Origin of the sequence: Radicibacter daui, assembly GCA_030657355.1 — a bacterium.
GTDB lineage: Bacteria > Pseudomonadota > Alphaproteobacteria > Radicibacterales > Radicibacteraceae > Radicibacter > Radicibacter daui.
Window position 1 is genome coordinate 710,540 of the sequence record CP131056.1, and the last position, 24,540, is coordinate 735,079.

Below are 24,540 nucleotides of genomic sequence, written 5' to 3' on the forward strand. Positions count from 1 at the left end.
GTTGCGGGCACATTGGGTCAAATGCGTTGCTGTTAAGCCGAGGCTAGAGGCTGGGAATCCACCACCGCAAGCAGAATGCACTTGCAGGGGGAAACTTTTTAGATTGCATGCAATTTTTATATAAATTGGTATTCCTCGATCCGGGAAAATGCCGCGTTCGCGAACAGATGGATGAAGAAATAAGCACCCTTGGTAGTTGTCTATACTTATGGCCGCCCGTTTTGGCCGAAGTTCATACGTCTTTCGGGCGAATCACTTTGCACAAAAGGATAGGTCAGCCTGGCCGGTGTTTACGCAGTCGCGAAAGGATCCCCGGGTCGCCAGCTGCCTCAAAGTGAAATTGGTTACATAGAAAACCCGGCTTGCGGAGGTCCACAAGCCGGGTTTCGGTGCCCCGATGGCCCGGAGGGCTTACTTGTCGAGGTCGATCTGCTTTGAGTTGGTGAGCGCACCGGTGGCGGCACCCACGCCGCCGCCTACCAGGGCGCCGGTGACGGGATTTGCACCCATGACGGCAGAGCCGACAGCGCCAACGCCCGCGCCGATCCCGGCGCCGGTCAGGGCGCGGTGGCCGGTGCCTTCGCCGCATGCGGCAACCGCCAGAACCGCGGCGCCAAGAAAGAGAGCTCGGATAATCATTTTATGGGTCTCCTCCAGCAAAGCTCCGCCGTCACCGCCCGGGGTCGGGTGGCGCTTTATGCCGTTACTCGGGTTGTCCGATACGCCGTCCGCTCTTGACGCCGCTTTCCCGCCTGATCATGGCAAGGGGGGAAGGGCCGGCAGTGGGCGCTTCATGCAATCAAAACGCCGGGCATGGCGCCCGGGTTCCCGGTTTCTGGAAACCGGAGAGAGGCGCGGCGAAAACAAAACGCCTCCGGCTCATGGTCGAGGCCGGAGGCGTTCTGGAACTGATACAGAAACTGGAGCGGAGACCCTGGCTGTCTTCAGCCTGCCTTCGGCGGCGTATAGACAAGGCAGCCATACCAGCCGAGGCCCCGATAGGTCTCGTAACCCGGCGTCAGTGAATAGGCGACGATCTCGCCCTCCCGGCCTTCGTAGAAACCGCGGTCGCCGGCCGCCAGATCCAGCTGCACGCTCTGGCTCAGCACGCCCTTGCCGTCGGCCGAGGCGATGATCCGGTGGCGGCTGTCGAGCAGCATCACGCGGGTGCGGCTCCATTCCTCGTCGGAGAGGCGCACGCCGCCCACGATAGCCTTGGCCTGGGGTTCCCAGTCGAAGTGAATGCCGAGCACGCCGATGATCTTGCCGTCCCGCTCGCCGCCTTCACGGATGGCTGCGGCATAGGTTGCCACCAGGGCGCCGCCGAGTGTGGCGCTGGGGGCGATGTCGGCCGCGACGTAATCATCGCCGCTGGCTGTCTGCATGGCCTGCTGGAACCAGCTTTCCCGTGCGACATTGAGGCCCCGCGTGCTGAAGCGGTCGGGCCGGCCGTTGGAGATCACGTTACCGTCGGTATCCGCCACCCAAAGATCGAGATAGACGGTATAGGCATCGAGGATGACGCCGAGGCGCTGCGAGGCGTGGCGTGTGGTGGCTTCCGACGGTCCGGCTGCCGCTTCCACGATGGCGCTGTCAGTGGCCCACCAGCGCACGTCGCAGGTGCGCTCATAAAGATTGCGGTCGATGAGTTCCACGGCGTTGAGCGCCAGGTCGGCAAAACGCTGGCCGCGCACCTGGCTCACCAGCAGGCGTCCGATGGTCTCCAGCTCTTCCACCCGGCTCATCAGTTCGCGCTCAAGGTCGCTCACCACGCGGGCGATCTCGGAGGAGACGTCCTTCACCTCGTTGGCGACCACGGAAAAGCCGCGTCCGGCATCGCCGGCACGGGCGCTTTCGATCAGGGCGTTGAGCGCCAGGATACGGGTGCGGCTGGTAATCGCGCGGATCGCTGCGGTGCGCTCGCGGACGGACTCGCCGACATTGGCGGCAAGATTGAAGACCCGCTCGGGACTGGCATCGGCCTTGGCATTGGACTGGAGGTTCTGCTCGGAAGCAGGGGCCGGGGTGCGGGATTGATGCATCATATTTCCCTGAAGGCCAGCGGTCGCTGACATCAATGCAGATGAACCAGTCAAAAGCCGAAAGTTAGGCAGTGAAAGGTATAAGTCATTGTATGCAACTTGTCATACGAAATGATGAATCTTTGCTCATGGGGTGACAAAAATGATCTCTGACAACTATTTAGGTCTAGAGTCTTTTGCAGTTTCATGTCATTGAGTGCTTAAAATATATGCAGAGTTGCTTAAAAATATAGCTATCTAATTATTTTTAGTTGGATTTCATTTTTATTTTCGCCATAAATAAGTGTAAAATTAATCTTAAGGTTAAAGCGCCCTATCCTAAAAAGCCGATCAGGGGCCGCGTCACCCTGCCGCGCCAGGTGTTTTCAGGAGCGGCCGTGCTGAATTGATCTGCCCCAATAGTCATGGGCGGCAAGCCGCGCACCTTTACCGCCAGGACGCGGGCCAATATATCCAAGATCGAGGGCGGGCAGGCCGCCTTGCCTGTGGATTGCGTCAGGACGGTCACCGATGGACAAGCCAGCAGCTGAAAATGCAGCCGAGCAGAGCGATGTGATCGTTGCCGGTGCCGGTCCTGCCGGTTTGTCGCTGGCGGGTGCCCTTGCAGGCTGCGGCCTCAAGGTTACCGTCGTGGAGCGTCAGGGCGAGGCTGCGCTTGCCGATCCCGCCTTCGACGGCCGCGAGATCGCGCTGACCCACCCCTCGATCGACGAACTTGGCCGCCTTGGCGCCTGGCAGTTTATTGACGAGGGGGATGTCTCTGCGCTGGCCCATGCCCATGTCATGAATGGCCGCTCCCCAGCCCTTTTGCAGTTCGATCCACCGGCGGGCATGCCCGTTACGGGTGCTGCCGGCAGCGCGCTCGGAGCGCTGGTGCCCAATCATGTGATCCGCCGTGCCCTCTATCGCGCTGTTGCCGGCCTGCCCGGTGTCCGGCTGCTGACCGGTCGCAGTGTCGCTTCGGTGGAGGGCTCGGGTGATGCGGCCACGGCGCATCTCGATGATGGCAGTGTGCTGGTCTCCCGCCTTGTCGTGGCCGCCGATACGCGCTTTTCAAAGTTGCGCGAGCAGCAGGGCATCAAGACCGAGATCACCCGTTATCCCAGCACCATCCTTGTCTGCCGGCTGGCGCATGAGGCGGATCACGGCCATGTCGCGACCGAATGGTTCCGCTATGGCGAGACAATGGCGCTGCTGCCGGTCAATGGCCGCATCACCTCTATCGTGCTCACGGTTAAACCCGATGAGGCCGAGCGGCTGAAGGGGCTGGAGGAAAGCGCCTTCGAAGCGGAAATGGCGCGCCGGCTGGGGGGCAAGCTGGGGGCGGTGAAGCTGGCCAGCACCCGCCATACCTATCCGCTGGTCACCACCTTCGCCCGTCACTTTGCCGCGCCGCGTTTCCTGCTGGCCGGCGATGCCGCTGTCGGCATGCATCCCATGACGGCACATGGCTTCAATCTGGGCCTCAGCGCCGCCCGTATCCTCGGCTCGGTCATGACGACGGCGCTGGCGAAGGGGGAGGATATCGGCGCGCCGCCGGTGCTGAAACGCTATGAAAACCGCCTGCGGCTGGAGGCCGCCCCGCTTTATGGCGCAACCCGCCTTATCGCCGCGCTCTACACCAATGACAGCGCGCCGGCCCGCGTTGCCCGCCATGCCGTGCTCAGGCTGGGGCAGGTGCTCTCCCCGGTGCGCGGGGCCGTCTCCGCCACGCTCATGGGGCGCTCCCCGCTCGACGGCCTTGCCCCGCCCGTGCCGGGGCCGCTGAAGCGCCTGCTGCCGCGCTGAGCCTGTTCGTCAGCGGCGGGGGCGCCCGCGCCCCTTCGAACTGCCAGGTTTGCCGCCGACAGAGCGTCCGCGAACAGGTTTTTCGCTAAGGCTGTTGATGCCGATGGCCGGTCCGTCACCGGTATCGATACCGAGATCGAGGGCTTCCAGCCGCTTGATCTCGTCGCGCAGCCTTGCCGCTTCCTCGAATTCCAGATCGGCGGCGGCATCGCGCATGCGGCGCTCCAGTTCGGCGATGGTGGCCTTGAGGTTGTGGCCCACCAGCGCCTCGCCGCCATCCTTGCCAAGGCCGGTCTTGACCTGCACCCGGTCGCCGCGCTCGTAAACGCTCTCCAGCACATCGGAGATGTTCTTGCGGATGCTCTCCGGGGTAATGCCGTTGGCGAGGTTATATTCTTCCTGCTTCTCGCGGCGGCGGGCGGTCTCTTCCATCGCGCGCTGCATGCTGCCGGTAATCTTGTCGGCATAGAGAATGGCCTTGCCTTCCAGATGGCGTGCGGCGCGGCCAATGGTCTGGATGAGCGAGGTGGTGGAGCGCAGGTACCCTTCCTTGTCGGCGTCCAGAATGGCAACGCGCGAGCATTCGGGGATGTCGAGGCCCTCGCGCAGCAGGTTGATGCCCACCAGCACATCAAAGGCGCCAAGCCGCAGGTCGCGGATGATCTCGATGCGCTCCAGCGTCTCCACGTCGGAATGCATGTAACGCACCTTAAGCCCGTTTTCGGTCAGGTACTCGGTCAGCGCCTCGGCCATCTTCTTGGTCAGCACCGTCACCAGCACACGCTGGCCGCGTGCCACGCATTCGCGGCACTCATGCATCAGGTCGTCGACCTGGGTTTCCGTCGGGCGGATTTCCACGACCGGGTCGATAAGGCCGGTCGGGCGTACGACCTGCTCCACGAACACCCCGCCTGACTGCTCCAGCTCCCACGAGCCCGGCGTCGCCGACACGAAGACGGAAGAGGGGCGCATCGTGTCCCATTCCTCGAACTTCAGCGGGCGGTTATCGCGGCAGGAAGGCAGGCGGAAGCCATATTCGCTGAGCGTCGTCTTGCGCGCCCGGTCGCCATTATACATGGCGCCCAGCTGCGGGATCATGGCGTGGCTTTCATCCACGAACAAAAGCGCGTGCTCGGGCAGATATTCAAACAGGGTGGGCGGCGGCTCGCCCGGCTTGCGGCCGGTGAGATAGCGGGAATAGTTCTCGATGCCGGCGCAGGAGCCTGTCGCCTCGATCATCTCGAGGTCGAACTGGGTGCGTTGGCCAAGGCGCTGGGCTTCCAGCAGCTTGCCCTGTTCCTCCAGTTCCTTCAGGCGGTCCTTCAGCTCGACCTTGATATGCTCCACCGCCTGCCGGAGCGTGGGCTTGGGCGTCACATAGTGGCTGTTGGGGTAGACGCGCACCGCCTGCAGCGCCGCCACCTTCTCGCCGGTCAGCGGGTCGATCTCCCAGATGCCTTCCAGCTCGTCGCCGAAGAGGGAGAGGCGCCAGGCGCGGTCTTCAAGGTGGGCCGGGAACAGCTCGATGATGTCGCCGCGCACGCGGAAGCTGCCGCGGTCGAAGGCAATGTCGTTGCGCTTGTATTGCAGCTCGACCAGCGACTTCAGCAGTACATTGCGGTCGTAGCTCTTGCCCGTCTCCAGATCGACGGTCATCGCCGCATAACTCTCGGATGAGCCGATACCGTAAATGCACGACACCGAGGCGACGATGATCACGTCATCGCGCTCGAAGAGCGAGCGCGTGGCCGAGTGGCGCATGCGGTCGATCTGCTCGTTGATCGAGCTTTCCTTCTCGATATAGGTGTCGGTGCGCGGAACATAGGCTTCCGGCTGGTAGTAGTCGTAATAGCTGACGAAATACTCGACCGCGTTTTCGGGAAAGAAGCTCTTCATCTCGCCATAGAGCTGCGCCGCCAGCGTCTTGTTCGGAGCGAGTACAAGGGCAGGGCGCTGCGTCGTGGCGATGACATGCGCCATAGTGAAGGTCTTGCCCGATCCGGTCACGCCCAGCAGCACCTGGCTGCGCTCGCTGGCGTCGATGCCGGCGGTCAGGTCCCGGATCGCGGCCGGCTGGTCGCCCGCCGGCGTGAACTCGGAAACCAGTTCGAAGCGCTTGCCGCCTTCCAGCGGTTTGCGGGGCCTGTTGGGGACGATGAGCGTGTCGAGCATGATGAGAACAAAACTAGACCGCCGCCCTGCCGCTGGCAATCGCCCGTAAGCGGCGCTGTGAAGCGCGGCATAAGGCGCGGACATTTCCCGCACGCGTCTTTCACGAATGCCAGCTTTGCCTTCCGGGCAAGGGTGCGGCGGCTTCGCCGTCTTGCACCGTTGGCGGCCGGCTGATAGTGATTATGCGAATGACTGTCAGAATCGTTATCGATTCACCTGACATCGATCCAAAGCTTTGCCGCCTCAAGGATGCCGCTGCCAATGCTGGTGCTGAAAAGCCGCGTGGCTTCACCTTCTGCTTCGCACGCCGCGCAGGCCCCGTTCCTGCGGGATGAAGTGCTGTGTGCCCGCCGCCTGACCCACAGCCTCAAGGGCGGTCATCATAGTTTGCACGATCTGGTGGCCTGGCTCGCGGCGCGTTGCCACTACCCCGTCAGTCACGAGGCGGTTGGCGCGCCGGACTATCTGCACTCCGCTCAGGCGCCGGAACTTTCAACGGTGGCGGAGCCGCTTGACCATGGAGTGCTGGAGCGGGCCATGCGGGCGCTGCGCGGCGGGCTTGGCCGCCCGCTGCTCATTGCTGCCCTGTTGCTGCTCGCCCTTTCCTGGCCGTTCTGGCACTTGCTGCGGGCCGCCATGTCCGGTGCGCCCGAAATGCCGGAGACCGTCGCGGTCGAAATGGTGGTGCTGCCGCCCGAGCCGGCGCCGGAGGCCAAGCCGGATATCCCGACGATAGAAGAGCCGCAGCAACTGCAGGCGCAGCCGGAAGTGCCGCCGCCTCCGCTGCCGGAAGAGGTGCCACCGCCCCCCGAGACGGCGGTCGTCGAACCCACCCCTCCGGAGCCGCCGCCGATGGAAGAACTGGCGCCGCGTCCGCCGGAAGAGGTGGTGCAGACATACGAGCCGGTGGCCGCTCCCGAGCCTGAGCCCGAGCCGGTCCCTGAACCGGAACCGGTGGTGGCCAAACCCGAGCCGCCTCCCCCGCCTGTGGTGCCGGTACGCCGTCCGCCGCCGCAGCCGCAGAAAACCCCGCCCAAGGTGGTGCAGCAGGCCCGTCCGGCACCGCCGCAAGCCCAACCTGTCACCGCTCCGCCGGTGGTTGCCGCTGTTCCCGTACGTCCTGCTCCGCCAGCCACGACGGCTGCTCCGCAGATCGGCAGTGCCGGCACGCGGGCTGCCACAATCCAAGAGCAGTACGAGGCGCGGATCCAGGCATGGGTAGCGCGCTACAAGCGTTATCCTGCCCGCGCCAAGATACGAAACATCGAAGGCGAAGTTTGGCTGAGGTTGGTCATCGGTTCAGACGGAACCGTGCTCTCTGCTGAAGTCAGGAAGGGTTCCGGTTCTTCAATACTTGATGAGGGCGCGTTAGGAATGGTGGAACGTGCCGGAAAGGCGCCGAGTATTCCCGATGAATTGAACCGAGAGACTTTCCTGGTAGATTTACCAATTCCCTTCCGGTTGAACTGAACCGCAACTATCGGGTGGGCCGGCGGCGCAGAAGTCGCTTTTCTTGAGATCGGACCGGGGCTTCTCCTTACGCCCCGGCGATTTCAGGAAAGAGCCCCCGAAATGTCACCCGATGCCCTCGATCTGGTTGAAACGCTGCCGGCGCGTGGTGCCGGCCTTTCTGCGCTGCGTTATGTCGCCCTTTCCACGGCGGCGGTACGGGCCGTACAGGCGGGCGGGCCGGATGCCCATGGCCAGCCGGCGGAGCACCATATCAGCGATGGTGGCGGCAACCCCTGCCGCCACTGCCTTGAAGATATTGCGGCCGGGGAGGAGATGCTGATCCTTGCCTGGCGCCCGTTCGACGGCGCGCAGCCCTATGCCGAAACCGGGCCGATCTTCCTGCATGCCCGGCCCTGCAGGCGGCATGACGAAAAGGCCGGCACGCCGCCCGTCGTCAAAAGCCGCCCGGCCTTCATGATGCGGGCCTATGGCGCGGACGGACGCATCCGCTACGGCACGGGTGGCCTTGTGGAAACGCCCGCGCTGGAGGCGCGGGCGCTTGACCTGCTGGCAGACCGGGAGACGGCGTGGGTCGATCTGCGCTCACGCGGTTATGGTTGTTTCCAGTGCCGTCTTGAGCGGGCCTGAGCCGGCCGTCAGGGGCCGCACCTTGCCAGTGGGGACACCGGCGGGTGCCGGCGCCCGCGGCGCTTCAACGAGCGGCCGGCCGGCGGTGCGGCGGGCGCGGTTGGCTTCGGCCAGCGTCTTTTTCACCGCCGGTCGGTCAGCAAGGCGGCGGGCGTAGCGGTCCAGCCGCTCGAAGCCGCTAAAAGGGTGCAGCAGGGCCAGATGGCCGAGTGCCGGTGCCGCCGCGCAATCTGCCAGAGAGAACATGTCACCGGCCAGCCAGGGGCCGCCATGGACCGTCAGCTTCTCCTCGAACACGGCATAGGCGCGGTGGATGAGATCGAGCGCCTGCTCGTCGCGCAGGGCGGCGCGTTTCTCGGCCGTGGTGCCACTGCCGTAGAGAATGTCATCCAGCGTATCGTTCAGATAGAAGTCGGCGATACGGTCAAGCATGCGCACCCGGCGGGCGACTGTGCTATCGGCCGGCAGCAGGCGGGTGCCGGCATCGGCGTGGTATTCCTCCAGCCATTCGATGATGAGCGAGCTTTCCGGGATGGTTTCCCCGGTCTGCTCCAGCTTCAGCATCGGCAGCCGCTCCAGCGGCCGCAGGCTGCCCGTGAACTCGCGCGAGGTGCGGGCACCGATCTTTTCGCGTTTGCAGGCAATGCCCTTCTCTTCCAGCGCGATCAGGACTTTTTGCGCATAGAGGGAATTCGGGCTGTAATAGAGCTTCATCCTTGCCATCTCCCTGCTTGACCACCGCTGCCGGGCGGGCTGCCTCATTGGGAGCCGGAAGGCCCGACGGAGTTCGTCGACGGAAGTTTAACGTAAAAGCTGCGCCGCGGTTGCTGCCTTAATGATTACCGAAGCGGCAGTTTTGTTACGTTTCCAGCGAATCCGGCGAGTCGCGCTGCGAAAGTTTTTTGCAGCGCACAAGGGGGCATTCGGCAAGGATGAAACCGTAAAGGGAGGGCCGTTCAGTCGAGCTGCATCACCCGGCATTTGAGATACTCGCTCTCCGCCAGGAACGGATGCACCGGATGGTCCGGCCCGGCCCCGCCGACATGCAGGATGCGGCCCGTGCGACCTGCTTCGGAAACGCCGCGCGCTACCTCCAGAGCAAAGGCCGCGGGCTCGGCATTGTGGCTGCAGGATGCCATCAAGAGGATGCCGCCGGGCGCAACACGCTGGGCGGCAAGGCGGGCAAGCTTGCGGTATCCGCGAAGGCCCGCCGCCAGATCCTTGCGCGATTTGATGAAGGCCGGCGGATCGGCAATGACGATGTCGAATTTTTCGCCGCGTCCACCCATCTCCTCCAGCGCACGGAACACTTCGGCCTCGCGCGCCTCCACGATATCCGCCACGCCGTTGGCCTCGGCCGCCCGGCGCACCAGCTCGATGGCCCCGGCGGAGCGGTCCATGGAAACCACGCGTTTGGCCCCGGCTTTAGCCACCGGCATGGAAAAGGCGCCGCCGTAACAATAAAGGTCGAGCACGCTTGCCCCCCTGGCCAGCTTGGCCACGAAGGCCCGGTTGGGGCGGTGGTCATAGAACCAGCCGGTCTTCTGCCCGCCAAGCGGATCGCAGAAGAAGGTGCAGCCATTCTCCTCCAGCGAAATGCCGCTTTCGAGGCTGCCATGGACCAGCTTCACGTCGCTCTCCAGCCCCTCGGTCTGGCGGGCGGCGCTGTCGTTGCGGGCCACGATGGCGCGCGGGGAGATGAGGCTGACCAGCGCGGCGGTGATCTGCGGCATCAGCCGGTCCATGCCGGCCGTATTGGCCTGCACCACCAGGACATCGCCGAACCGGTCGACGATGAGCCCCGGCAGCGCGTCGGATTCGGCATGCACCAGCCGGTAGAACGGCCGGTCGAACAGCCGCTCGCGCAGATTCAGCGCCGCGGCAAAACGCTGGGCAAAGAAAGCCTCGTCAATGTCGGCATCCATCTCGCGCGTCAGCTGGCGCAGGCAGATGAGGACATGCGGGTTGAAGAAAAAGGTGCCAAGCCCCTCGCCGTCGGCCGCGCGCAGACTGACCAGCGTGCCGCCCGGCAGGGCCTTTACCGCCGGGGTCATGACGATCTCGTTGGAGTAGCCCCACGGATGGCCGTTGCGGATGCGCTTGTGGCGGCCGGCCTGCATCTGGAGTTGGGGGCGGTCGGCGGCAGGGCTGGTCATGGGGTGGGATCCGGGGTCTGCGGTGCGGGCGGGCGAGGGCCCGCTCTTTCGGCGGCTCTAGCACCGAAAGGCGGGTTTCCTCCACGTAAAAAACGCGTCTGGCAAAATCGTGTCCGCCGTGCCGGCCGGAATTTTACCCGGCGCGCACGCGGGCGATGAAGTTGTCGACTTCCGAGCGCAGCGCCTCGGCCTGACGGGCAAGCTCGCCCGAGGCCATCATCACCTGCTCGGCGGCATTGCCGGCTTCGGAAGCCGCCGTGCGTACGCCATCGACATTGCGCGCCACCTCGTCCGTCCCGGCTGCCGCCTGGGCGGCGTTGCCGGAGATCTCGTTGGTCGCGGCCGATTGCTGCTCCACTGCCGCAGCGATGGCGCTGGCAATCGTCTCCACCTTGCCGATGGTGCCGCGCACTTCTTCCATCGCGCTTACGGCGGTGCCGGTTACGCTCTGAATGCGCTGGATGCGGCTGGTGATGTCTTCCGCCGCCTTGCCGGTCTGGTTGGCGAGGTTCTTTACTTCGCTGGCGACGACGGCAAAGCCCTTGCCGGCCTCGCCCGCCCGCGCGGCCTCGATGGTGGCGTTGAGCGCCAGGAGGTTGGTCTGGCTGGCAATGTCGCCGATGAGCTTGACGATATCGCCGATCTCTTCGGCCGCCCGTGCCAGTTCCTGGATGGTTTCGCTGGCTGCCGCCGTCTCCGTCACCGCACCATGCGCGGCGCCCGAACTTTCGGCCACCCGGCGGCTGATTTCGGCGATGGAGGCAGACATTTCTTCCGAGGCGGCTGCCACCGTCGACACATTGCTGGAGGCCTCCACCGTGGCGGCGGAAACGGCGGCCGATTTACGCGTGGCTTCCTCGGCGACGGAGGACATGGCCTGCGCATTGGCGTCCAGCTCGACGGCGGAGGCGGAGACCGCCTGCACCACGCCCTGGACGCTGGCCTCGAAACTGTCGGCCATCTCCAGCATGGCCTTGCGGCGGGAGGCCTGGGCTTCTTCCTCTGCTTCCTGGTTGCGCCGGCGCAAGGCGTCGATCTCGATCAGGCGCTGGCGGAAGAACTCGATGGCCTTGGCCATGATGCCAAGCTCGTCGCCGCGCTCCGTCAGGGGCACGGTGATGCCGGTTTCTTCGTGCGCCAGCTTGTCGATGGCGCCGGCCAGCTGCCGCACCGGCCGCGCTGCCAGCCGGCGGATCAGAAACACCATCGCCAGCACCAGCACCACGATCAGCACAATGGCAATCAGGATAGTGCGCGACAGGATGGCGCGCGCCGGCGCATCCACCGTGCCGGCGACAAGGTTGGTCACCAGCACCCAGGGGGCGTTGAGGTCGGCAACCCGCACCGGCTCGATCAGCCGGTAGACCTCGCTCTGCATCGAGCTGGAATATTCAAGATTCTGCACAGGCTTGCCGCCACGGGCCGTCTCCAGCTCTCCCTTCAGCTCCGGCTGGGTGTTCTCGATGCTCTTGCCGAGCCAGTCCTTGTTGTTGTGGGAGACCCAGAGGCCGCCGGAAGAGACCAGATAGGTCTTGCCGTCCCCCAGCGGGGCAAGGGCTTCCAGCTGGGCGTTCAACTGGTCGAGCGGGATATCCACGCCGCATACGCCGATCACCTTGCCATTCTCGATGATGGGGGCGGTTACGCTCGCCATCATCACTTCCTTGCCGTTCACCGGCCAGAGATAAGGCTCGGTCACCGCCTCCTTGCCGCTCTTGTAGGCAAGGGTGAAATATTCCTGTGTCATCACGTCGAGCGTGGGGTCCGGCTTCTTCTGCAGCACGATCTTTCCGTTTTCCCACACGGCATAGATGGTGATGCGGCCTTTGGCGTCGTTAAGGGTGTAGCCGGGGTCGATATGATCCTTGTCGGTGCCGTCATAGGCATCGGGGGCAAACTCGTACCAGGCACCGACAAAGTCCGGGTTGGCCTTGTCGGTATAGGCAGCTTCCTCCCCCAGTGCCGTGCGCGGCGCATCGGCGGCCTTCAGGGCCAGGGCACGCACCGCAAGCCCGCGCGCCGCGCGCAGGGCTGTTTCAAAGCGCTGGTTGAGTGCTCCTTCCGCCTTGCCGGTGCTCTCCCGTGCCAGCGCCATGGAAACCGCGGTCATCTCGTCCGAGGTTTTTATCGCCGTCAGCGTGGTGGAAAGGGCAAGTCCCGCAATCAGGACGACGCAGATGGGAAGGATGATCTTGGCTGCCAGCGGCAACCGGTTCCAGAAGGGCATCGTCTACCAGCTCCAGCAGGGGGCGACCGGTGGCCGCCCGGGTCACGTTCGGTGCAGGGCCGCCGGCGACAAGGGCGCCGGCGTGCCTTTCCTATCCGGTGGCTTCCTGCCTGACGGAGCTGGAAGAACCGGCCCATCATACCCACGCGCTGCCGGCCTTGATCCGGCCGGTCTGGCACTACAAGCCTGCGAAGCATTCTCGTAGTGTTTTGAAATGACATAACATTTTAAACAGATGTTTAGCGCCGGATAAACATCATTATGATTACTCCGTTGTTTCTGTTCCGTGACATACGGTTCCGGCCGATGACTTGGCCGGAAATGTTTGTTGTGAAAGAAAAAGCCCGCCGGATTTCTCCGGCGGGCTTTTATCTGGCATCGGGGCGTCCTTAGCGGACGACATCGCCCCAGAGATCGTATTCGTCGGATTCGAAGATGGTGGCCTTGACCATATCGCCCACCTTCAGCTCGCTCTCGCCATTGAGGAAGACGCTGCCGTCGATTTCCGGCGCATCGGCATAGGAGCGGCCAACGGCCCCTTCCTCATCCACCTCGTCGATCAGCACATCAAGTGTGCGGCCGACGCGGGTGGCAAGGCGCTGGGTGGAAACTTCCTGCTGAGCCGCCATGAAGCGATGCCAGCGCTCTTCCTTCACTTCTTCCGGCACGGCGTTCGGCAGGTCGTTGGCGCGCGCACCATGCACCGGCTCGAACTTGAAGCAGCCGGCGCGGTCGATGCCGGCCTCCGGCAGCCAGTCGAGCAGCATCTGGAAGTCTTCTTCCGTCTCGCCGGGAAAGCCGACGATGAAGGTGGAGCGCAGGGCAAGGTCCGGGCACATCTGGCGCCAGCGCTGGATGCGCTCCAGCGTCTTTTCCTGATGCGCCGGGCGGCGCATGGCCTTCAGCACGCTGGGGCTGGCATGCTGGAAGGGGATGTCGAGATAGGGCAGCAGCGCCCCTTCCGCCATCAGGGGGATGACCTCATCCACATGCGGATAGGGGTACACATAGTGCAGGCGCACCCAGACGCCCATTTCACTGAGCGCGCGGGAGAGATCCTGGAAGCTCGCCTTCGCGGTGCGGCCCTTCCAGCTGCCTTCGGCATATTTGATGTCCACGCCATAGGCGCTGGTGTCCTGCGAGATCACCAGCAGTTCCTTCACGCCGGCCTTCACCAGGCTCTCGGCTTCGGCCAGCACATTCTTGACCGGGCGGCTCACCAGTTTGCCGCGCATGTCGGGGATGATGCAGAAGGAGCAGGTGTGGTTGCAGCCTTCGGAAATCTTCAGGTACGCGTAGTGGCGCGGCGTCAGGCGCACGCCGGCGGGCGGCACCAGATCCATGAAGGGGTCGTGCGGGCGGGCGATATGCTCGTGCACCGCGCCCATCACCGCCTCATACTGGTGGGGGCCGGTCACGGCCAGCACGTCCGGGTGATGCTGGCGGATAAGGTCGGCCTCATGGCCGAGGCAGCCGGTCACCACCACCTTGCCGTTCTTGTTCAGCGCTTCGCCGATGGCATCCAGCGACTCATCGCGTGCGCTGTCCAGAAAACCGCAGGTATTGACCACCACCATGTCGGCGCCCTGATAGTCCGGGGCGATCTCGTACCCTTCGGCACGCAGCTGGGTGATGATGCGCTCGCTGTCGACCAGCGCCTTGGGGCAGCCGAGGCTGACGATACCCACCTTCGGGGCGGGCTGCGGCGTACGCGGGGTGGTGCTGGTCATGGTCATACTCGGGTTTTGCACCCCCGGGGCCGGTCTTGTTGAGCCGGTGCCCACGGGCGGCAACATCGTCGTTTCAGGTCTGGGGTAATCGCGGGCGCTTTCCTATACCTCAGGCGGCCGGGGCGCAAGGTTTGGCATAACAGTGCCCTTAACCGGTCCAGTCCGCGGGATGGGCTTTCGCAGCAGCTAGTCGGATCGGTTGCGGGCGCTGCCGACCGGAAAGATGGCGACCAGCTCCTGATAATGCACGGCAACACCCAGCAGCATGTTGATCGCCTGCCCGTCGGCCGACAGGGGCAGCACCAGCGTCTGGTACCAGCGCCGCAGGCCGACACCGGTTTCGTAGACGAGCCATTGCATCATCGGTTGCCGTTCCTTCACGGCGGCAGCGTAGAGCCGTGCCAGATTATACTGACTTCCCTGCGCCACCAGCTGCGAAAGCAGGCGGCCGGTATTGTCGCGCACGGTGTGGTTCACGATATCGGTGCCCACCAGCCGGTAGCGGAAATCACGGCCCGCCTCGATCACATCGGTCAGGAACAGGAAAGGCAGCAGCCCCCCGAGCGCAACGGGGTCGATGTCGGCGCGGGCCGGGAAGGGCTGGTCCGGCGGGCAGACGCTTTGCCAGTAGGCCTGCACGCTGTCGATGATGCTGGAGCCGGTGGAGCCTTTTTCAGCCGGCCATGGCTGCGCCTCGCCCGGTCCTTCCGGCATCGGGCGGTGACAGTCTTCCGGAGTGGGCCCGAGTGGCGGCTGGAGCGAGAGCATGGCTATAGTATAGGCCGGCGGCATCGCCGCATCGTCTTAAGGTTCGTAAAGCAGGGTTACCCTTCAATCATGACGTCGAAACCGACACCCGGCCCGCAGCGCGCGCGTTCTTTCCGGTCTTCAGCCGGCGGGGTAACCGCCGGGCGGCAGAAGCCTGCGCCGGCCCGCCGGGGGCCGCCGCCGCCAACCCCGCTCGTGCTCTATGAGGATGCGCACCTGCTGGTGATCGACAAGCCGGCCGGCCTTGCCGTCCATGCCGGCCCCTCCACGCCTGTCAGCCTTGAGGATTGCCTGCCGGCCCTGCGTTTCGGTTTCCAGCGCCTGCCGCAGCCGGCCCACCGGCTTGACCGTGATACCAGCGGCTGCCTTGCCCTCGGCCGCTCGCCCAAGGCGCAGGCGCGCCTTGGCGAGGCGTTTGCCAATGGCGCGGTCACCAAAACCTATCTCGCCCTGCTGCCGCGCCGGCCCCCGGCTCCTGCCGGCCGCATCGATGCGCCGATCCTGAAGCGCAACGACAAGACCGGCTGGACCATGGCGGTGGATGCCGCCGGGCAGCAGGCCGTCACACTCTACCGCTTTCTGGCCGAAGCGCCGGGAGGACGGGCATGGGTCGCCCTGCGCCCGCTCACCGGCCGCACCCACCAGCTGCGTGTCCATTGCGCCCATCTGGGCCTGCCGATCGTCGGGGACACGCTTTATGGCGGAGCCACGGCACCCCGCCTCATGCTGCATGCGGTTGAGCTGCAGCTGCCCTCCCTTACGGCCTCGCAGCCGCCCGTTACGGTGCGCGCGCCGTGGGCCGAGGCGCCGGACTTCGCCCCGCCGGGGGATGAGGATTTTTTCAGCGGGCTTTGAAGCCTAGCCGCGCAGGCGCTGCAACAGCCGCTCGACCGTGCTGTCCAGCCTTGAGGCTTCCTGCGCCAGCAGGTGGGACTGCGAGCCCACCTCGTCGGCGCTGCTGCCGGCAGCGGTGGCATTGCCGACGATCGATTGCAGCTGGCGCGAGACGGAGCTGACACCTGCCGCCGCTTCTTCCGAATTGGTGGCGATCTGGCGGGAGGTGGCGGTCTGCTGCTCCGAGGCGCCGGCAATTGCCGCCATCATCGACAGGCTTTCTTCGATGGCAACCCGCAGGGCGGCAATCGCTTCGGAGGTTTCCTGGGTGGCGTGCTGGATTTCGCTGACGAGCGAGCCAATCTGATCGGTCGCGCGGCTGGTCTGGCCGGCGAGATTCTTGACCTCCTGCGCCACAACGGCAAAGCCCTTGCCGGCTTCGCCTGCCCGCGCCGCCTCGATGGTGGCGTTGAGCGCCAGCAGGTTGGTCTGCTCGGCAATCTCGCTGATCAGCTTGACCGCTTCGCCGATGCGCTCTGCCGCACCGGTCAGGCTACGCATCAGATCGTCGGCGGCGTCGGCCCGGGTGACACTCTGCTGCGTCAGATCATGGCTCTGGGTAATGCGGGCGGTGATGTCGCGAATGGAGGTCGACATGTGCTCCACCGCGCTCGCAATCGAAGCGACGCCGCCGGACGTTTGCTCGGAGGCGGTCGCCGCTATGGTGCAGTTCTGCCGGCTTTCCGTAAGGGTGCCGCCCAACTGGTCCACGGCGCCGCGCAGTTTGCCGGCCGCCTCGCTGACGGTGGCCACCAGCCCGCCGATTTCGCGTTGCAGTTCGTCGGCGATCCCGGCCCGGGCGCGCTGGCGCTCGGCGCGCCCTTCCTCGATATAAACGGAAAGGGCGAGGTCCATGTCCAGCATCGCCGCCACGGTTACCGCCTTCTGCAGCCGCTTGCAGCGGTCGCGGCCGGCCTGCCGGTTAAAGAAGCCTCTCGGCAGCGTTTCTTCGGCAACCGCATCGGTAAGGCCGGTTACCAGCAGCGCATAGCCGCCGATATACCAGCGCGGCTCCAGCCCCAGCCGGTGATGGGCAAGGCCGATGCGGCGGATGCTTTGCAGATAGTCCTCATCAAACCGTGCCGTCAGCAGCCGCTCCCAGTGCTTCATCTGGGCGGCTTTGGCCGCCATCATGTGCTCACGGTTGCGGAACATGGCGCTGGTGAGGCCGAAGCGGGACAGGTGATCGTAGAAGCCGTCGAGGATGCGGCCCATGTGGCGGGCGATGATGGGCTTCAGCTCGGCGAAATCCTGCTGCATCGAACTGTCGATGCCGATGAAAGCCAGCCTTTTTTCCAGATCGCCCGTCGCCGTCATTATCCTCTCCGTTGCTGCCTGATTTTCGCCGCTTGCCTTGGCTGGCCCGGCGCGCTTTCTTATCAGGCTGTTTCTTGCCTTGAGCGGTTGTTCCGGGTGAGCGGAAGGCATAATGCCTTAATTCAAAATTAGGCATAAGCATCTAATTTTGCCTGATAATCTGGCGCCGTAGGGCAAGCCGGAAGGCACCGGATCCTCTTCCGGCAAACAAGAACAGGAACCCCGTCCATGCCCCTGCATTTTGCTACCGAGGAATATGCTGCCCGCCGCGCAAAGGCCATTGCCGCGATGGAGGCGGCGGGCCTCGACGGGATGCTGATGTTCCGCCAGGAGAGCATGTATTACCTGACGGGCTACGACACCTTCGGTTACGTGTTCTTCCAGTGTCTTTATCTGGGTGTCGACGGGCACATGATGCTGCTGACGCGCGCGCCCGACCTGCGGCAGGCGCAGCAAACCTCCGTCATTCAGGATATCCGTATCTGGGTGGATCGCGATGGCGCGAACCCGGCGCTGGAGCTCAAGGATGCGCTCGTTGATTTTGATGTCGCCGGCAAGAAGATCGGCGTGGAGTGGGAGGCTTATGGCCTGACCGCCCGCAACGGCCAGCGCCTTTCTGCCGCGCTTGAGGGCTGGTGTACGCTCACCGACGCCTCCGATCTCATCTCCCGCCTGCGCATCATCAAGTCTTCTGCCGAGCTGGTTTATGTGCGCCGCGCTGCCAAGCTGGCGGACGATGCGCTGACGGCGGCGGAAAAGCTCACCCATGCCGGCACCTTCGAGGGCGACATCCTCGCCGCCATGCATGGTGCCATCTACAAGGGCGGCGGCGATGATCCGGCCAACGAGTTCATCATCGGCTCCGGCCCGCAGGCGCTGCTGTGCCGCTACCAGTCCGCCCGGCGCCACCTCAGTGAGGATGACCAGCTGACGCTGGAATGGGCGGGCGTCTATCACCACTATCATGCCGCCATGATGCGCACGCTGCTGGTCGGCCGGGTGCCGGACCGCCAGCGCGAGATGCATGAGGCGACCGTTGCTGCCATGGAAGCCTGCGTGGAGGCGGTGAAGCCCGGCAATCCCATGGGCCAGGTCTTCGATGCCTATGCCGGCGTGCTCGACAAACGCGGCTTCCGCGAAGGCCGCCTCAATGCCTGCGGTTACGGCATGGGCACCACCTTCGCCCCCAACTGGATGGACTGGCCGATGTTCTACACCGGCAACCCGGTCATCATGCAGCCGGGCATGGTCTTCTTCCTGCACATGATCCTCTATGACGATGTGCATGGCCTCGCCATGGCGCCGGGCCAGAGCGTGCTGGTAACGGCAGATGGCTGCGAGGTTCTCTCCCGCAAGCCGCTCGATCTTTTCGTGCGCTGATCGGCGGACGGGGCGGCTTTCGCCGCCCCTCTGGTCAAAGCGCTTCGGCCGGGGCGGGGGAGGCGTCATAGGCGCCCCAGATGCCCTGGTCGAAATTGATGACCGATCCGGTCATGAGGCCGGATTCCTCGCAGGAGAGATAGGCCGCCGCCCGCGCCACCTCCTCCGGATCCACCAGCCGGCCAAAGGGCATGGCTGCGCTTGCCCGCTCCAGCCAATGCTCGTCCGCGCCGTGGAACTCGCGCTGTATGCGGTCCTCCCCCTCGCTCGCCATCCAGCCGATATTGAGCGCGTTGATGCGGATGCGGTTGCGCAGCACGGCATAGGCGGTGTTGCGGGTCAGCGTCGCCAGCGCTCCCTTTGAGCTGCAATAGGCGGCGATGAAGGGCTGGCCCGCCATCGCCGACATCGAGCCGATATTGACGATGGTGCCTTCCGTACCCTCGCGCCGCATGATCTTCAGCGTGTCCTGCATCAGGAAAAACGGTGCGCGGACATTGACGGCAAAGATGCGGTCGAAGAGTTCGGGCGAGGTGTCGAGGATGGTGCCCCGGTCGGTCATGCCGGCGGCGTTCACCAGCGCATCGACCCGACCGAAACTCTCATCCGCCGCCCGGATGATGGCGCGGCAATCTTCCACCCGGGCAAGGTCGGCCTCGACATAGCGGGTGGGGGTGCCGCTTTCTCTGGAAAGCTCGCTGGCAAGGGCCTCGCCCTTGGCGCGGCTGCGCCCGCAGATGATCAGGCCATCGGCGCCGCGCTCGGCAAAAAGGCGGGCAATCGCCTCGCCGAGGCCCTGGGTGCTGCCGGTGATGACGGCGATCTTGCCGGCCAGTTGCCGGTTGAAAAGCTGGGCTGGCTGGTTCATCGGCTGTTTCCTTCCCGGTTCTGATTATGGCTGCTGCCCGGGCAGAGGGATGCCCGGGCAGTTGCACCCCTCTTTTCGGGGGTGATGCTGGAGGGGAGATATTACACCCGCCGGCGGCAGCGGGGGACTGCCTCACGCCAGACGGCGTGCGGCCTGTGCGGCGAGTGCCTCTTCAAACCGTGCCGCCGTCCAGCCTTCCGCCAGTGCCTGCCGCATGAGCGCCTGCTGGGTCTGCGGGGCAAGGCCGCCAACGGGCGGGTCGCTGTCGAGATTGGTGGGGAAGGAATACCCTTCCGCCGCCGCCGCTATCGCATTGTCGGCTTCAGCCGGGCTCAGCGTGCCCGTGCGCAGGCCGTCGAGGATCGCTGGGTAGACCTTTGCCGAAAGCCGCATGCGGTCCACGCTTTCCATCGCCCGCCCATAGGCGGAGGAAACCTGAAGCAGGTTCGCCATCCGGTAGATGGTACTGGTGCGGTTATGGCCGGCGGCGTGGAAAAGCGCGGGGTTGAAGAAAACCGCATCGCCTTTTTCAAGCGGCAGCTGGACATGGTGCCGGTCGAAATAGTCCCGGAACTCCGGCAAGCGCCAGGCGAGGTAACCGGGCAGATAGGCTTGCGAAAACGGCAGGTAAAGCGTCGGCCCGCTCTCTATCGGCATGTCACAGTGGGCAACGGCGCCCTGCAGCGTCAGCACCGGGCTCAGCCGGTGCACATGGGCGGGATACCGCGCCACCACCTCGGCCTCCTGAAAACCCAGGTGATAGTCGCGGTGGGCGGACTGCGCGGCCCCGCCGGGGTTCACCACATTGGCCTGCGCCGTGATCTGGTAACAGGGGCCGAGCCAGGCTTCGCTTACCAGCGCAATGAGCGGGTTGCCGTAATAGGCGGCAAAGCTCTCCGGGTCGCGGCTTCCATGTTTCTCCAGCGCATTCCAGATGCGGTCATTGGCGCCGGGTTTGGCAAAATGGTCACCATGGGCACCGCCTGCGGCGTGCTGCTCGGTTATGATGGTGCGGAAAAGCTCGCTTGTGCGGTCAACCGGCGCCACATCGTCAAAGGCCCGCTTCAGCACGATGATGCCGGGCCCCTCCAGCATCGCACTCACCCATTCATCCATCAGCGCCTGCCGGGCAACAGGATCGCCGGCGGCGCGGCGCGCGGCATCGCCGTCATAAACCGGCACATTGCGCTCGATGGCACTGGCAAGCGGGTAGTCCGCCGGGTCGGTGCGGCGGTCGATAAGCGCGATGAACTCCTCGATCCGGCAGTCGGCGGGTTTCATCCAGTGCGTGGCGGCATTTCGCGCCTCGGGGGTGCGGTCCAGCGGCATGGGGGTGTCCTCCAGAATGGCCCCGCCGGTTTGTTTGTCCGTGCGATTTGCGGGGGCGTTATGGAGGGGAGTATAAAAAGCGGTGAGGGGGCCGTGCGCTCACAAACCCCTCAAAAATCCATCAATTGGATAGAGCCGCGGCTGCCGGAGGTTTCCCTGTCTCATCCCTTCCTTATCAAGGATATCGCCTTTCAGGCCGGCCTCAGCGTGGCGACGGTGGACCGGGTGCTGAACGGCCGCGACGGGGTGCGCCAGCACACGCGCCGGCGGGTGGAGCAGGCGATTGCCGAGCTGGAGCGGCAGAGCACGCAGATCGGCCTTGCCGGTCGCAAGCTCACGCTCGATCTGGTGATGGAAGCGCCGGCCCGGTTTTCCGGCATGGTGCGCGCGGCGCTGGAGGCCGAAATGCCCTCCCTTGCGCCGGCCGTCTTCCGCGCGCGCTATCATCTTGCCGAGCAGATGGGGCCAGCGGCCATGGCGGCCCTGCTGGAGCGTATCACCCGGCGCGGCAGTGACGGCGTACTGCTCAAGGCGCCGGATGTGCCGGAGGTGGCCGCCGCCGTAACCGGGCTGATCGCCGCCGGCATCCCCGTCATCACGCTGGTAACCGACCTGCCCTTTTCCGGCCGCACCGCCTATGTCGGCATGGATAACCGCGCCGCAGGCGAAACCGCGGCCTATCTCGCCGGCCACTGGCTGGGGCCTGAGCCGGCGCAAATTCTGGTGACGCTCAGCAGCAGCCGGTTTCGTGGGGAGGAGGAGCGGGAGATCGCCTTCCGCCGTGCGATCCGGGAGCATTATCCGCATCTGGGGCTGGTCGAGATCAGCGAAGGCTTCGGCATCGATGGTGCCACCGGCGATCTTGTCATCCGCGCCCTGCGGGAGGAGCCGGGCATCTGCGCCGTCTATTCCATCGGCGGCGGCAACCGGGCGGTGCTGGAGGCTTTTGCCCGCCTGCGCAAGACGTGCCGCTTTTTCCTCGCCCATGATCTGGACGGCGACAATCTGCGCCTGCTGCGCGAGGGGCACATCGATATCGTGCTTCACCATGATCTGCGGCAGGACATGCATGCCGCCTGCCGCCAGATCATGATCGAGGCCCGTCTGTTACCATCGGCGGCCCGGCCGGGTCTCACCTCCAGCGTGCAGCTTGTCACCCGCTACAACATGCCCACCGAGCCGCTGCTGGTGGACTGATCTTCACGCAAGCGTAAAGAGCCCGAGCCCTGACCGAACCCGGTCCAGCACTCCCTGCGTGCGCTCGCGCGCAGCCTCCGTGCCGGCCTTGAGCAGGCCCAGCACATAGGCCGGATCCCCGGCCAGCTGCCGCCGCCGTTCGCGGATGGGGCCGATCAGTTCCTGCAAAATACCGTCGATACGGTGTTTGAGCGACACGTCGCCAAGGCCGCCCTGCCGGTACTGCTCCTTGAGCGCGGCGACCGCGGCCTTGTCCGGGTCGAAGGCATCCAGATAGGTGAAGACCACATTGCCCTCCACCCGGCCCGGGTCACTCACCTTCAAATGTTGCGGGTCGGTGTACATGCGCTTTACCGCCTCGCTGATCTCTTCCGGGCTGGCGCCGAGGTGGATGGCGTTACCCTGCGACTTGCTCATCTTCGCCTTGCCATCCACGCCCGGCAGGCGGCCCGCCTCGGGGATCAGCGCGGTTGCTTCCAAAAGCAGTTCCCGCCCGGCCTGATGGTTGATGCGGCGCACCACCTCGTTGGTCTGCTCGATAAGTGGGGCCTGATCCTCCCCTACCGGCACCAGCGTAGCGTCAAAGCCGGTGATGTCGGCGGCCTGCGCCACGGGATAACAGAGAAAGCCGGCCGGAATATCGCGCCCGAAACCGCGCTGGGCGATCTCGTCCTTGATGGTCGGGTTGCGCTCCAGCCGGGCGACGGTGACGTAGTTAAGATAAAGCAGCGTCAGTTCGGCAAGCGCGGGCAGGCCGGATTGCAGGCAGATGGTCGTTTCGACCGGGTCGATACCAACGGCGAGATAGTCGAGCGCCACTTCCAGCACATTGCGGCGCACCTTGTCCGGGTCGCGGGCATTGTCGGTCAGCGCCTGGGTGTCCGCCACCAGCAGAAACTGGCGATGGGTCTTTTGCAGCGCCACGCGGTTTCTTAGCGATCCGGCATAATGGCCGATATGCAGCGGTCCCGTCGGGCGGTCGCCGGTCAGGATCACAGGTTTGACGGTTGCTGCGGGGGGCAGAAGGCTGTCGGGCATGGTTTGGGTTCCTTTCAGGGAAAGGCCGCCGTGCCGGACGAAGGATGCTTCTGGGATCAATAGCCGCTGCCTGCCGGTATCACGGCGGCAACGGTCGATGTTTGAACAGGACGACGTGCCGCTCCTTAAAAGGAGCGCCACCAGCTAAAGCAGCACAGGGTCGTCGTGGTCGTCATGGTGCTGCATGATGTGCCATGAGGGTTAGGGTGCTGGCAAGTACCCGGCCCTCATGGCAGCCAGTCCTCAAAAGAACGCCTGAATGCCGGTCTGTGCCCGGCCCAGGATCAGGGCGTGCACATCATGCGTGCCCTCATAGGTGTTGACCGTCTCCAGATTGACCATGTGGCGCATGACGTGAAATTCGTCGGCAATGCCATTGCCGCCGTGCATGTCGCGCGCCTGCCGGGCAACATCCAGCGCCTTGCCGCAATTGTTGCGCTTGATGAGCGAGATCATCTCCGGCGCCACCTTGCCTTCGTCGAAAAGGCGCCCCACCCGAAGCGCCGCCTGCAGGCCGAGGGTAATTTCCGTCTGCATGTCGGCCAGCTTCTTCTGGATCAGCTGGTTGGCGGCCAGCGGCCGGCCGAACTGCTTGCGATCAAGCGTGTATTTGAGCGCGCCGTGCCAGCAGAACTCCGCCGCGCCCATCACGCCCCAGGCAATGCCATAGCGCGCGCGGTTGAGGCAGCCGAACGGACCCTTGAGGCCGGAGACGTTGGGCAGCAGCGCCTCCTCGCCCACTTCCACGCCATCCATCACGATCTCGCCGGTAATGGAGGCGCGCAGGGAAAGTTTGCCTTCAATCTTGGGGGCGGTGAGGCCCTTCATGCCCTTTTCCAGCACGAAACCGCGGATCGCGCCGTCATGGGCAGCGGACTTGGCCCAGACGACAAACACATCGGCAATCGGGGAGTTGGAGATCCACATCTTGTTGCCGGTGAGCCTGTAGCCGCCGTCAATCTTCTCCGCCCGCGTGCGCATGCCGGCCGGGTCGGAGCCGGCATCGGGTTCGGTCAGGCCAAAGCAGCCCACCCATTCGCCGGTCGCGAGCTTCGGCAGGTATTTGAGGCGCTGTTCTTCGCTGCCGTAAGCATAGATGGGATACATGACGAGCGAGCTTTGCACGCTCATGGCGGAGCGATAGCCGCTATCCACCCGCTCTACCTCACGGGCCACCAGCCCGTAAGCGACATAACTCGCCTCCGCGCCGCCATAGGCCTCCGGCAGGGTGGGGCCCAGCAGGCCCAGTTCGCCCAGCTCGTTCATGATCTCGCGGTCAAAGCGCTCTTCACGATAGGCAGTCAGCACTCGCGGCTGCAGCTTTTCCTGAGCGTAGGCGCGGGCCGCATCGCGGATCAGCCGCTCTTCCTCCGTCAACTGCCCGTCCAGCAGCAGGGCATCGGCCCAGTCAAAGGCGGCGGGGGAGGGCTGGTCCTTGGTTTTGAGCGAAGTGGCCATGTCGGGCTCTTTCGGGATCGTCAGGGTCATCGGGTTCTGCGTCGTCGGCGTCGAGGCCGGGGTGCGAGCAGTATGT

The 24,540-nt window shown here is 64.8% G+C and carries 19 protein-coding genes; 6 read left to right on the forward strand and 13 right to left on the reverse strand.

Features of this window, described 5'->3' with window-relative positions:
- Positions 1-411: 411 nt before the first annotated feature.
- On the reverse strand, positions 412-639 hold the full coding sequence (locus QTL98_RS03365; RefSeq protein ID WP_445680814.1) for a YMGG-like glycine zipper-containing protein: 228 nt from the start codon (positions 637-639) through the stop codon (positions 412-414).
- A gap of 305 nt (positions 640-944) precedes the next feature.
- Positions 945-2,045, reverse strand: a complete 1,101-nt coding sequence (locus QTL98_RS03370; RefSeq protein WP_445680815.1) for a methyl-accepting chemotaxis protein — start codon at positions 2,043-2,045, stop codon at positions 945-947.
- Between the two features lie 507 nt (positions 2,046-2,552).
- Here QTL98_RS03370 and ubiM point away from each other — a divergent pair.
- Positions 2,553-3,830, forward strand: a complete 1,278-nt coding sequence (gene ubiM, locus QTL98_RS03375) for a 5-demethoxyubiquinol-8 5-hydroxylase UbiM (RefSeq protein WP_445680816.1) — start codon at positions 2,553-2,555, stop codon at positions 3,828-3,830.
- 9 nt (positions 3,831-3,839) lie between these two features.
- Here ubiM and uvrB read toward each other — a convergent pair whose 3' ends face one another.
- The gene (gene uvrB, locus QTL98_RS03380) at positions 3,840-6,002 is read right to left on the reverse strand and encodes an excinuclease ABC subunit UvrB (RefSeq protein ID WP_510637545.1); all 2,163 of its coding nucleotides are present in this window, start codon (positions 6,000-6,002) and stop codon (positions 3,840-3,842) included.
- A 261-nt stretch (positions 6,003-6,263) separates the two neighbouring features.
- On the opposite strand from uvrB, the gene QTL98_RS03385 reads away from it, so the two are divergent.
- Both QTL98_RS03385 and QTL98_RS03390 read left to right on the forward strand, forming a co-directional pair.
- Positions 6,264-7,472, forward strand: a complete 1,209-nt coding sequence (locus QTL98_RS03385) for an energy transducer TonB (RefSeq protein WP_445680817.1) — start codon at positions 6,264-6,266, stop codon at positions 7,470-7,472.
- A 102-nt stretch (positions 7,473-7,574) separates the two neighbouring features.
- Positions 7,575-8,102, forward strand: coding sequence for a DUF1203 domain-containing protein (locus QTL98_RS03390; protein ID WP_445680818.1), 528 nt, complete (start codon positions 7,575-7,577; stop codon positions 8,100-8,102).
- On the opposite strand, the gene QTL98_RS03395 is transcribed toward QTL98_RS03390, so the two are convergent.
- The 5 genes from QTL98_RS03395 to QTL98_RS03415 all read right to left on the reverse strand — a co-directional run bounded on the left by QTL98_RS03395 (position 8,058) and on the right by QTL98_RS03415 (position 15,007).
- Entirely contained in the window at positions 8,058-8,816 is a 759-nt protein-coding gene (locus QTL98_RS03395; protein ID WP_445680819.1) for a glutathione S-transferase family protein, read from the reverse strand. The genes QTL98_RS03390 and QTL98_RS03395 overlap by 45 nt on opposite strands.
- Before the next feature lie 242 nt (positions 8,817-9,058).
- Positions 9,059-10,258 carry a class I SAM-dependent rRNA methyltransferase gene (locus tag QTL98_RS03400; RefSeq protein WP_445680820.1) on the reverse strand — a complete coding sequence of 400 codons (1,200 nt, stop codon included), beginning with the start codon at positions 10,256-10,258 and terminating at the stop codon, positions 9,059-9,061.
- Between the two features lie 133 nt (positions 10,259-10,391).
- On the reverse strand, positions 10,392-12,485 hold the full coding sequence (locus tag QTL98_RS03405; RefSeq protein ID WP_445680821.1) for a methyl-accepting chemotaxis protein: 2,094 nt from the start codon (positions 12,483-12,485) through the stop codon (positions 10,392-10,394).
- Between the two features lie 389 nt (positions 12,486-12,874).
- Positions 12,875-14,221: a 30S ribosomal protein S12 methylthiotransferase RimO gene (rimO, locus tag QTL98_RS03410; RefSeq protein WP_510637530.1), complete on the reverse strand. Its 1,347-nt coding sequence runs from the start codon at positions 14,219-14,221 to the stop codon at positions 12,875-12,877.
- Positions 14,222-14,401: 180 nt separating this feature from the next.
- A complete protein-coding gene (locus QTL98_RS03415; RefSeq protein WP_445680822.1) occupies positions 14,402-15,007 on the reverse strand; it encodes a PAS domain-containing protein in 606 nt (201 codons plus the stop codon).
- 45 nt (positions 15,008-15,052) lie between these two features.
- Here QTL98_RS03415 and QTL98_RS03420 point away from each other — a divergent pair, with 45 nt between their 5' ends.
- Entirely contained in the window at positions 15,053-15,838 is a 786-nt protein-coding gene (locus tag QTL98_RS03420; RefSeq protein ID WP_445680823.1) for an RluA family pseudouridine synthase, read from the forward strand.
- 3 nt (positions 15,839-15,841) lie between these two features.
- On the opposite strand, the gene QTL98_RS03425 is transcribed toward QTL98_RS03420, so the two are convergent.
- The gene (locus QTL98_RS03425) at positions 15,842-17,194 is read right to left on the reverse strand and encodes a protoglobin domain-containing protein (RefSeq protein WP_445680824.1); all 1,353 of its coding nucleotides are present in this window, start codon (positions 17,192-17,194) and stop codon (positions 15,842-15,844) included.
- Positions 17,195-17,422: 228 nt separating this feature from the next.
- Here QTL98_RS03425 and QTL98_RS03430 point away from each other — a divergent pair, with 228 nt between their 5' ends.
- The gene (locus QTL98_RS03430) at positions 17,423-18,574 is read left to right on the forward strand and encodes a M24 family metallopeptidase (RefSeq protein WP_445680825.1); all 1,152 of its coding nucleotides are present in this window, start codon (positions 17,423-17,425) and stop codon (positions 18,572-18,574) included.
- Positions 18,575-18,608: 34 nt separating this feature from the next.
- Here the strand turns inward: QTL98_RS03430 and QTL98_RS03435 are convergent, their stop codons facing one another.
- The gene (locus QTL98_RS03435) at positions 18,609-19,442 is read right to left on the reverse strand and encodes an SDR family oxidoreductase (protein WP_445680826.1); all 834 of its coding nucleotides are present in this window, start codon (positions 19,440-19,442) and stop codon (positions 18,609-18,611) included.
- A 132-nt stretch (positions 19,443-19,574) separates the two neighbouring features.
- Positions 19,575-20,771: a phytanoyl-CoA dioxygenase family protein gene (locus QTL98_RS03440; protein WP_445680827.1), complete on the reverse strand. Its 1,197-nt coding sequence runs from the start codon at positions 20,769-20,771 to the stop codon at positions 19,575-19,577.
- 156 nt (positions 20,772-20,927) lie between these two features.
- Here QTL98_RS03440 and QTL98_RS03445 point away from each other — a divergent pair, with 156 nt between their 5' ends.
- On the forward strand, positions 20,928-21,968 hold the full coding sequence (locus QTL98_RS03445) for a LacI family DNA-binding transcriptional regulator (protein ID WP_445682080.1): 1,041 nt from the start codon (positions 20,928-20,930) through the stop codon (positions 21,966-21,968).
- Between the two features lie 3 nt (positions 21,969-21,971).
- On the opposite strand, the gene trpS is transcribed toward QTL98_RS03445, so the two are convergent.
- The gene (gene trpS, locus QTL98_RS03450; RefSeq protein ID WP_445680828.1) at positions 21,972-23,006 is read right to left on the reverse strand and encodes a tryptophan--tRNA ligase; all 1,035 of its coding nucleotides are present in this window, start codon (positions 23,004-23,006) and stop codon (positions 21,972-21,974) included.
- A gap of 243 nt (positions 23,007-23,249) precedes the next feature.
- Positions 23,250-24,464 (reverse strand): acyl-CoA dehydrogenase, encoded by a 1,215-nt coding sequence (locus QTL98_RS03455; protein ID WP_445682081.1) that lies wholly within the window; start codon positions 24,462-24,464, stop codon positions 23,250-23,252.
- Positions 24,465-24,540 lie beyond the last annotated feature (76 nt).

Coding starts and splice junctions, on each gene's coding strand:
- QTL98_RS03430 (WP_445680825.1), top strand. CDS start 17,423: ATGCCCCTGCATTTTGCTACCGAGGAATATGCTGCCCGCCGCGCAAAG.
- ubiM (WP_445680816.1), top strand. CDS start 2,553: ATGGACAAGCCAGCAGCTGAAAATGCAGCCGAGCAGAGCGATGTGATC.
- QTL98_RS03370 (WP_445680815.1), bottom strand. CDS start 2,045: ATGATGCATCAATCCCGCACCCCGGCCCCTGCTTCCGAGCAGAACCTC.
- QTL98_RS03415 (WP_445680822.1), bottom strand. CDS start 15,007: ATGCCGCCGGCCTATACTATAGCCATGCTCTCGCTCCAGCCGCCACTC.
- QTL98_RS03400 (WP_445680820.1), bottom strand. CDS start 10,258: ATGACCAGCCCTGCCGCCGACCGCCCCCAACTCCAGATGCAGGCCGGC.
- QTL98_RS03405 (WP_445680821.1), bottom strand. CDS start 12,485: ATGCCCTTCTGGAACCGGTTGCCGCTGGCAGCCAAGATCATCCTTCCC.
- QTL98_RS03440 (WP_445680827.1), bottom strand. CDS start 20,771: ATGCCGCTGGACCGCACCCCCGAGGCGCGAAATGCCGCCACGCACTGG.
- QTL98_RS03395 (WP_445680819.1), bottom strand. CDS start 8,816: ATGAAGCTCTATTACAGCCCGAATTCCCTCTATGCGCAAAAAGTCCTG.
- rimO (WP_510637530.1), bottom strand. CDS start 14,221: ATGACCATGACCAGCACCACCCCGCGTACGCCGCAGCCCGCCCCGAAG.
- QTL98_RS03420 (WP_445680823.1), top strand. CDS start 15,053: ATGACGTCGAAACCGACACCCGGCCCGCAGCGCGCGCGTTCTTTCCGG.
- QTL98_RS03385 (WP_445680817.1), top strand. CDS start 6,264: ATGCTGGTGCTGAAAAGCCGCGTGGCTTCACCTTCTGCTTCGCACGCC.
- QTL98_RS03435 (WP_445680826.1), bottom strand. CDS start 19,442: ATGAACCAGCCAGCCCAGCTTTTCAACCGGCAACTGGCCGGCAAGATC.
- QTL98_RS03425 (WP_445680824.1), bottom strand. CDS start 17,194: ATGACGGCGACGGGCGATCTGGAAAAAAGGCTGGCTTTCATCGGCATC.
- uvrB (WP_510637545.1), bottom strand. CDS start 6,002: ATGCTCGACACGCTCATCGTCCCCAACAGGCCCCGCAAACCGCTGGAA.
- QTL98_RS03390 (WP_445680818.1), top strand. CDS start 7,575: ATGTCACCCGATGCCCTCGATCTGGTTGAAACGCTGCCGGCGCGTGGT.
- QTL98_RS03365 (WP_445680814.1), bottom strand. CDS start 639: ATGATTATCCGAGCTCTCTTTCTTGGCGCCGCGGTTCTGGCGGTTGCC.
- QTL98_RS03455 (WP_445682081.1), bottom strand. CDS start 24,464: ATGGCCACTTCGCTCAAAACCAAGGACCAGCCCTCCCCCGCCGCCTTT.
- trpS (WP_445680828.1), bottom strand. CDS start 23,006: ATGCCCGACAGCCTTCTGCCCCCCGCAGCAACCGTCAAACCTGTGATC.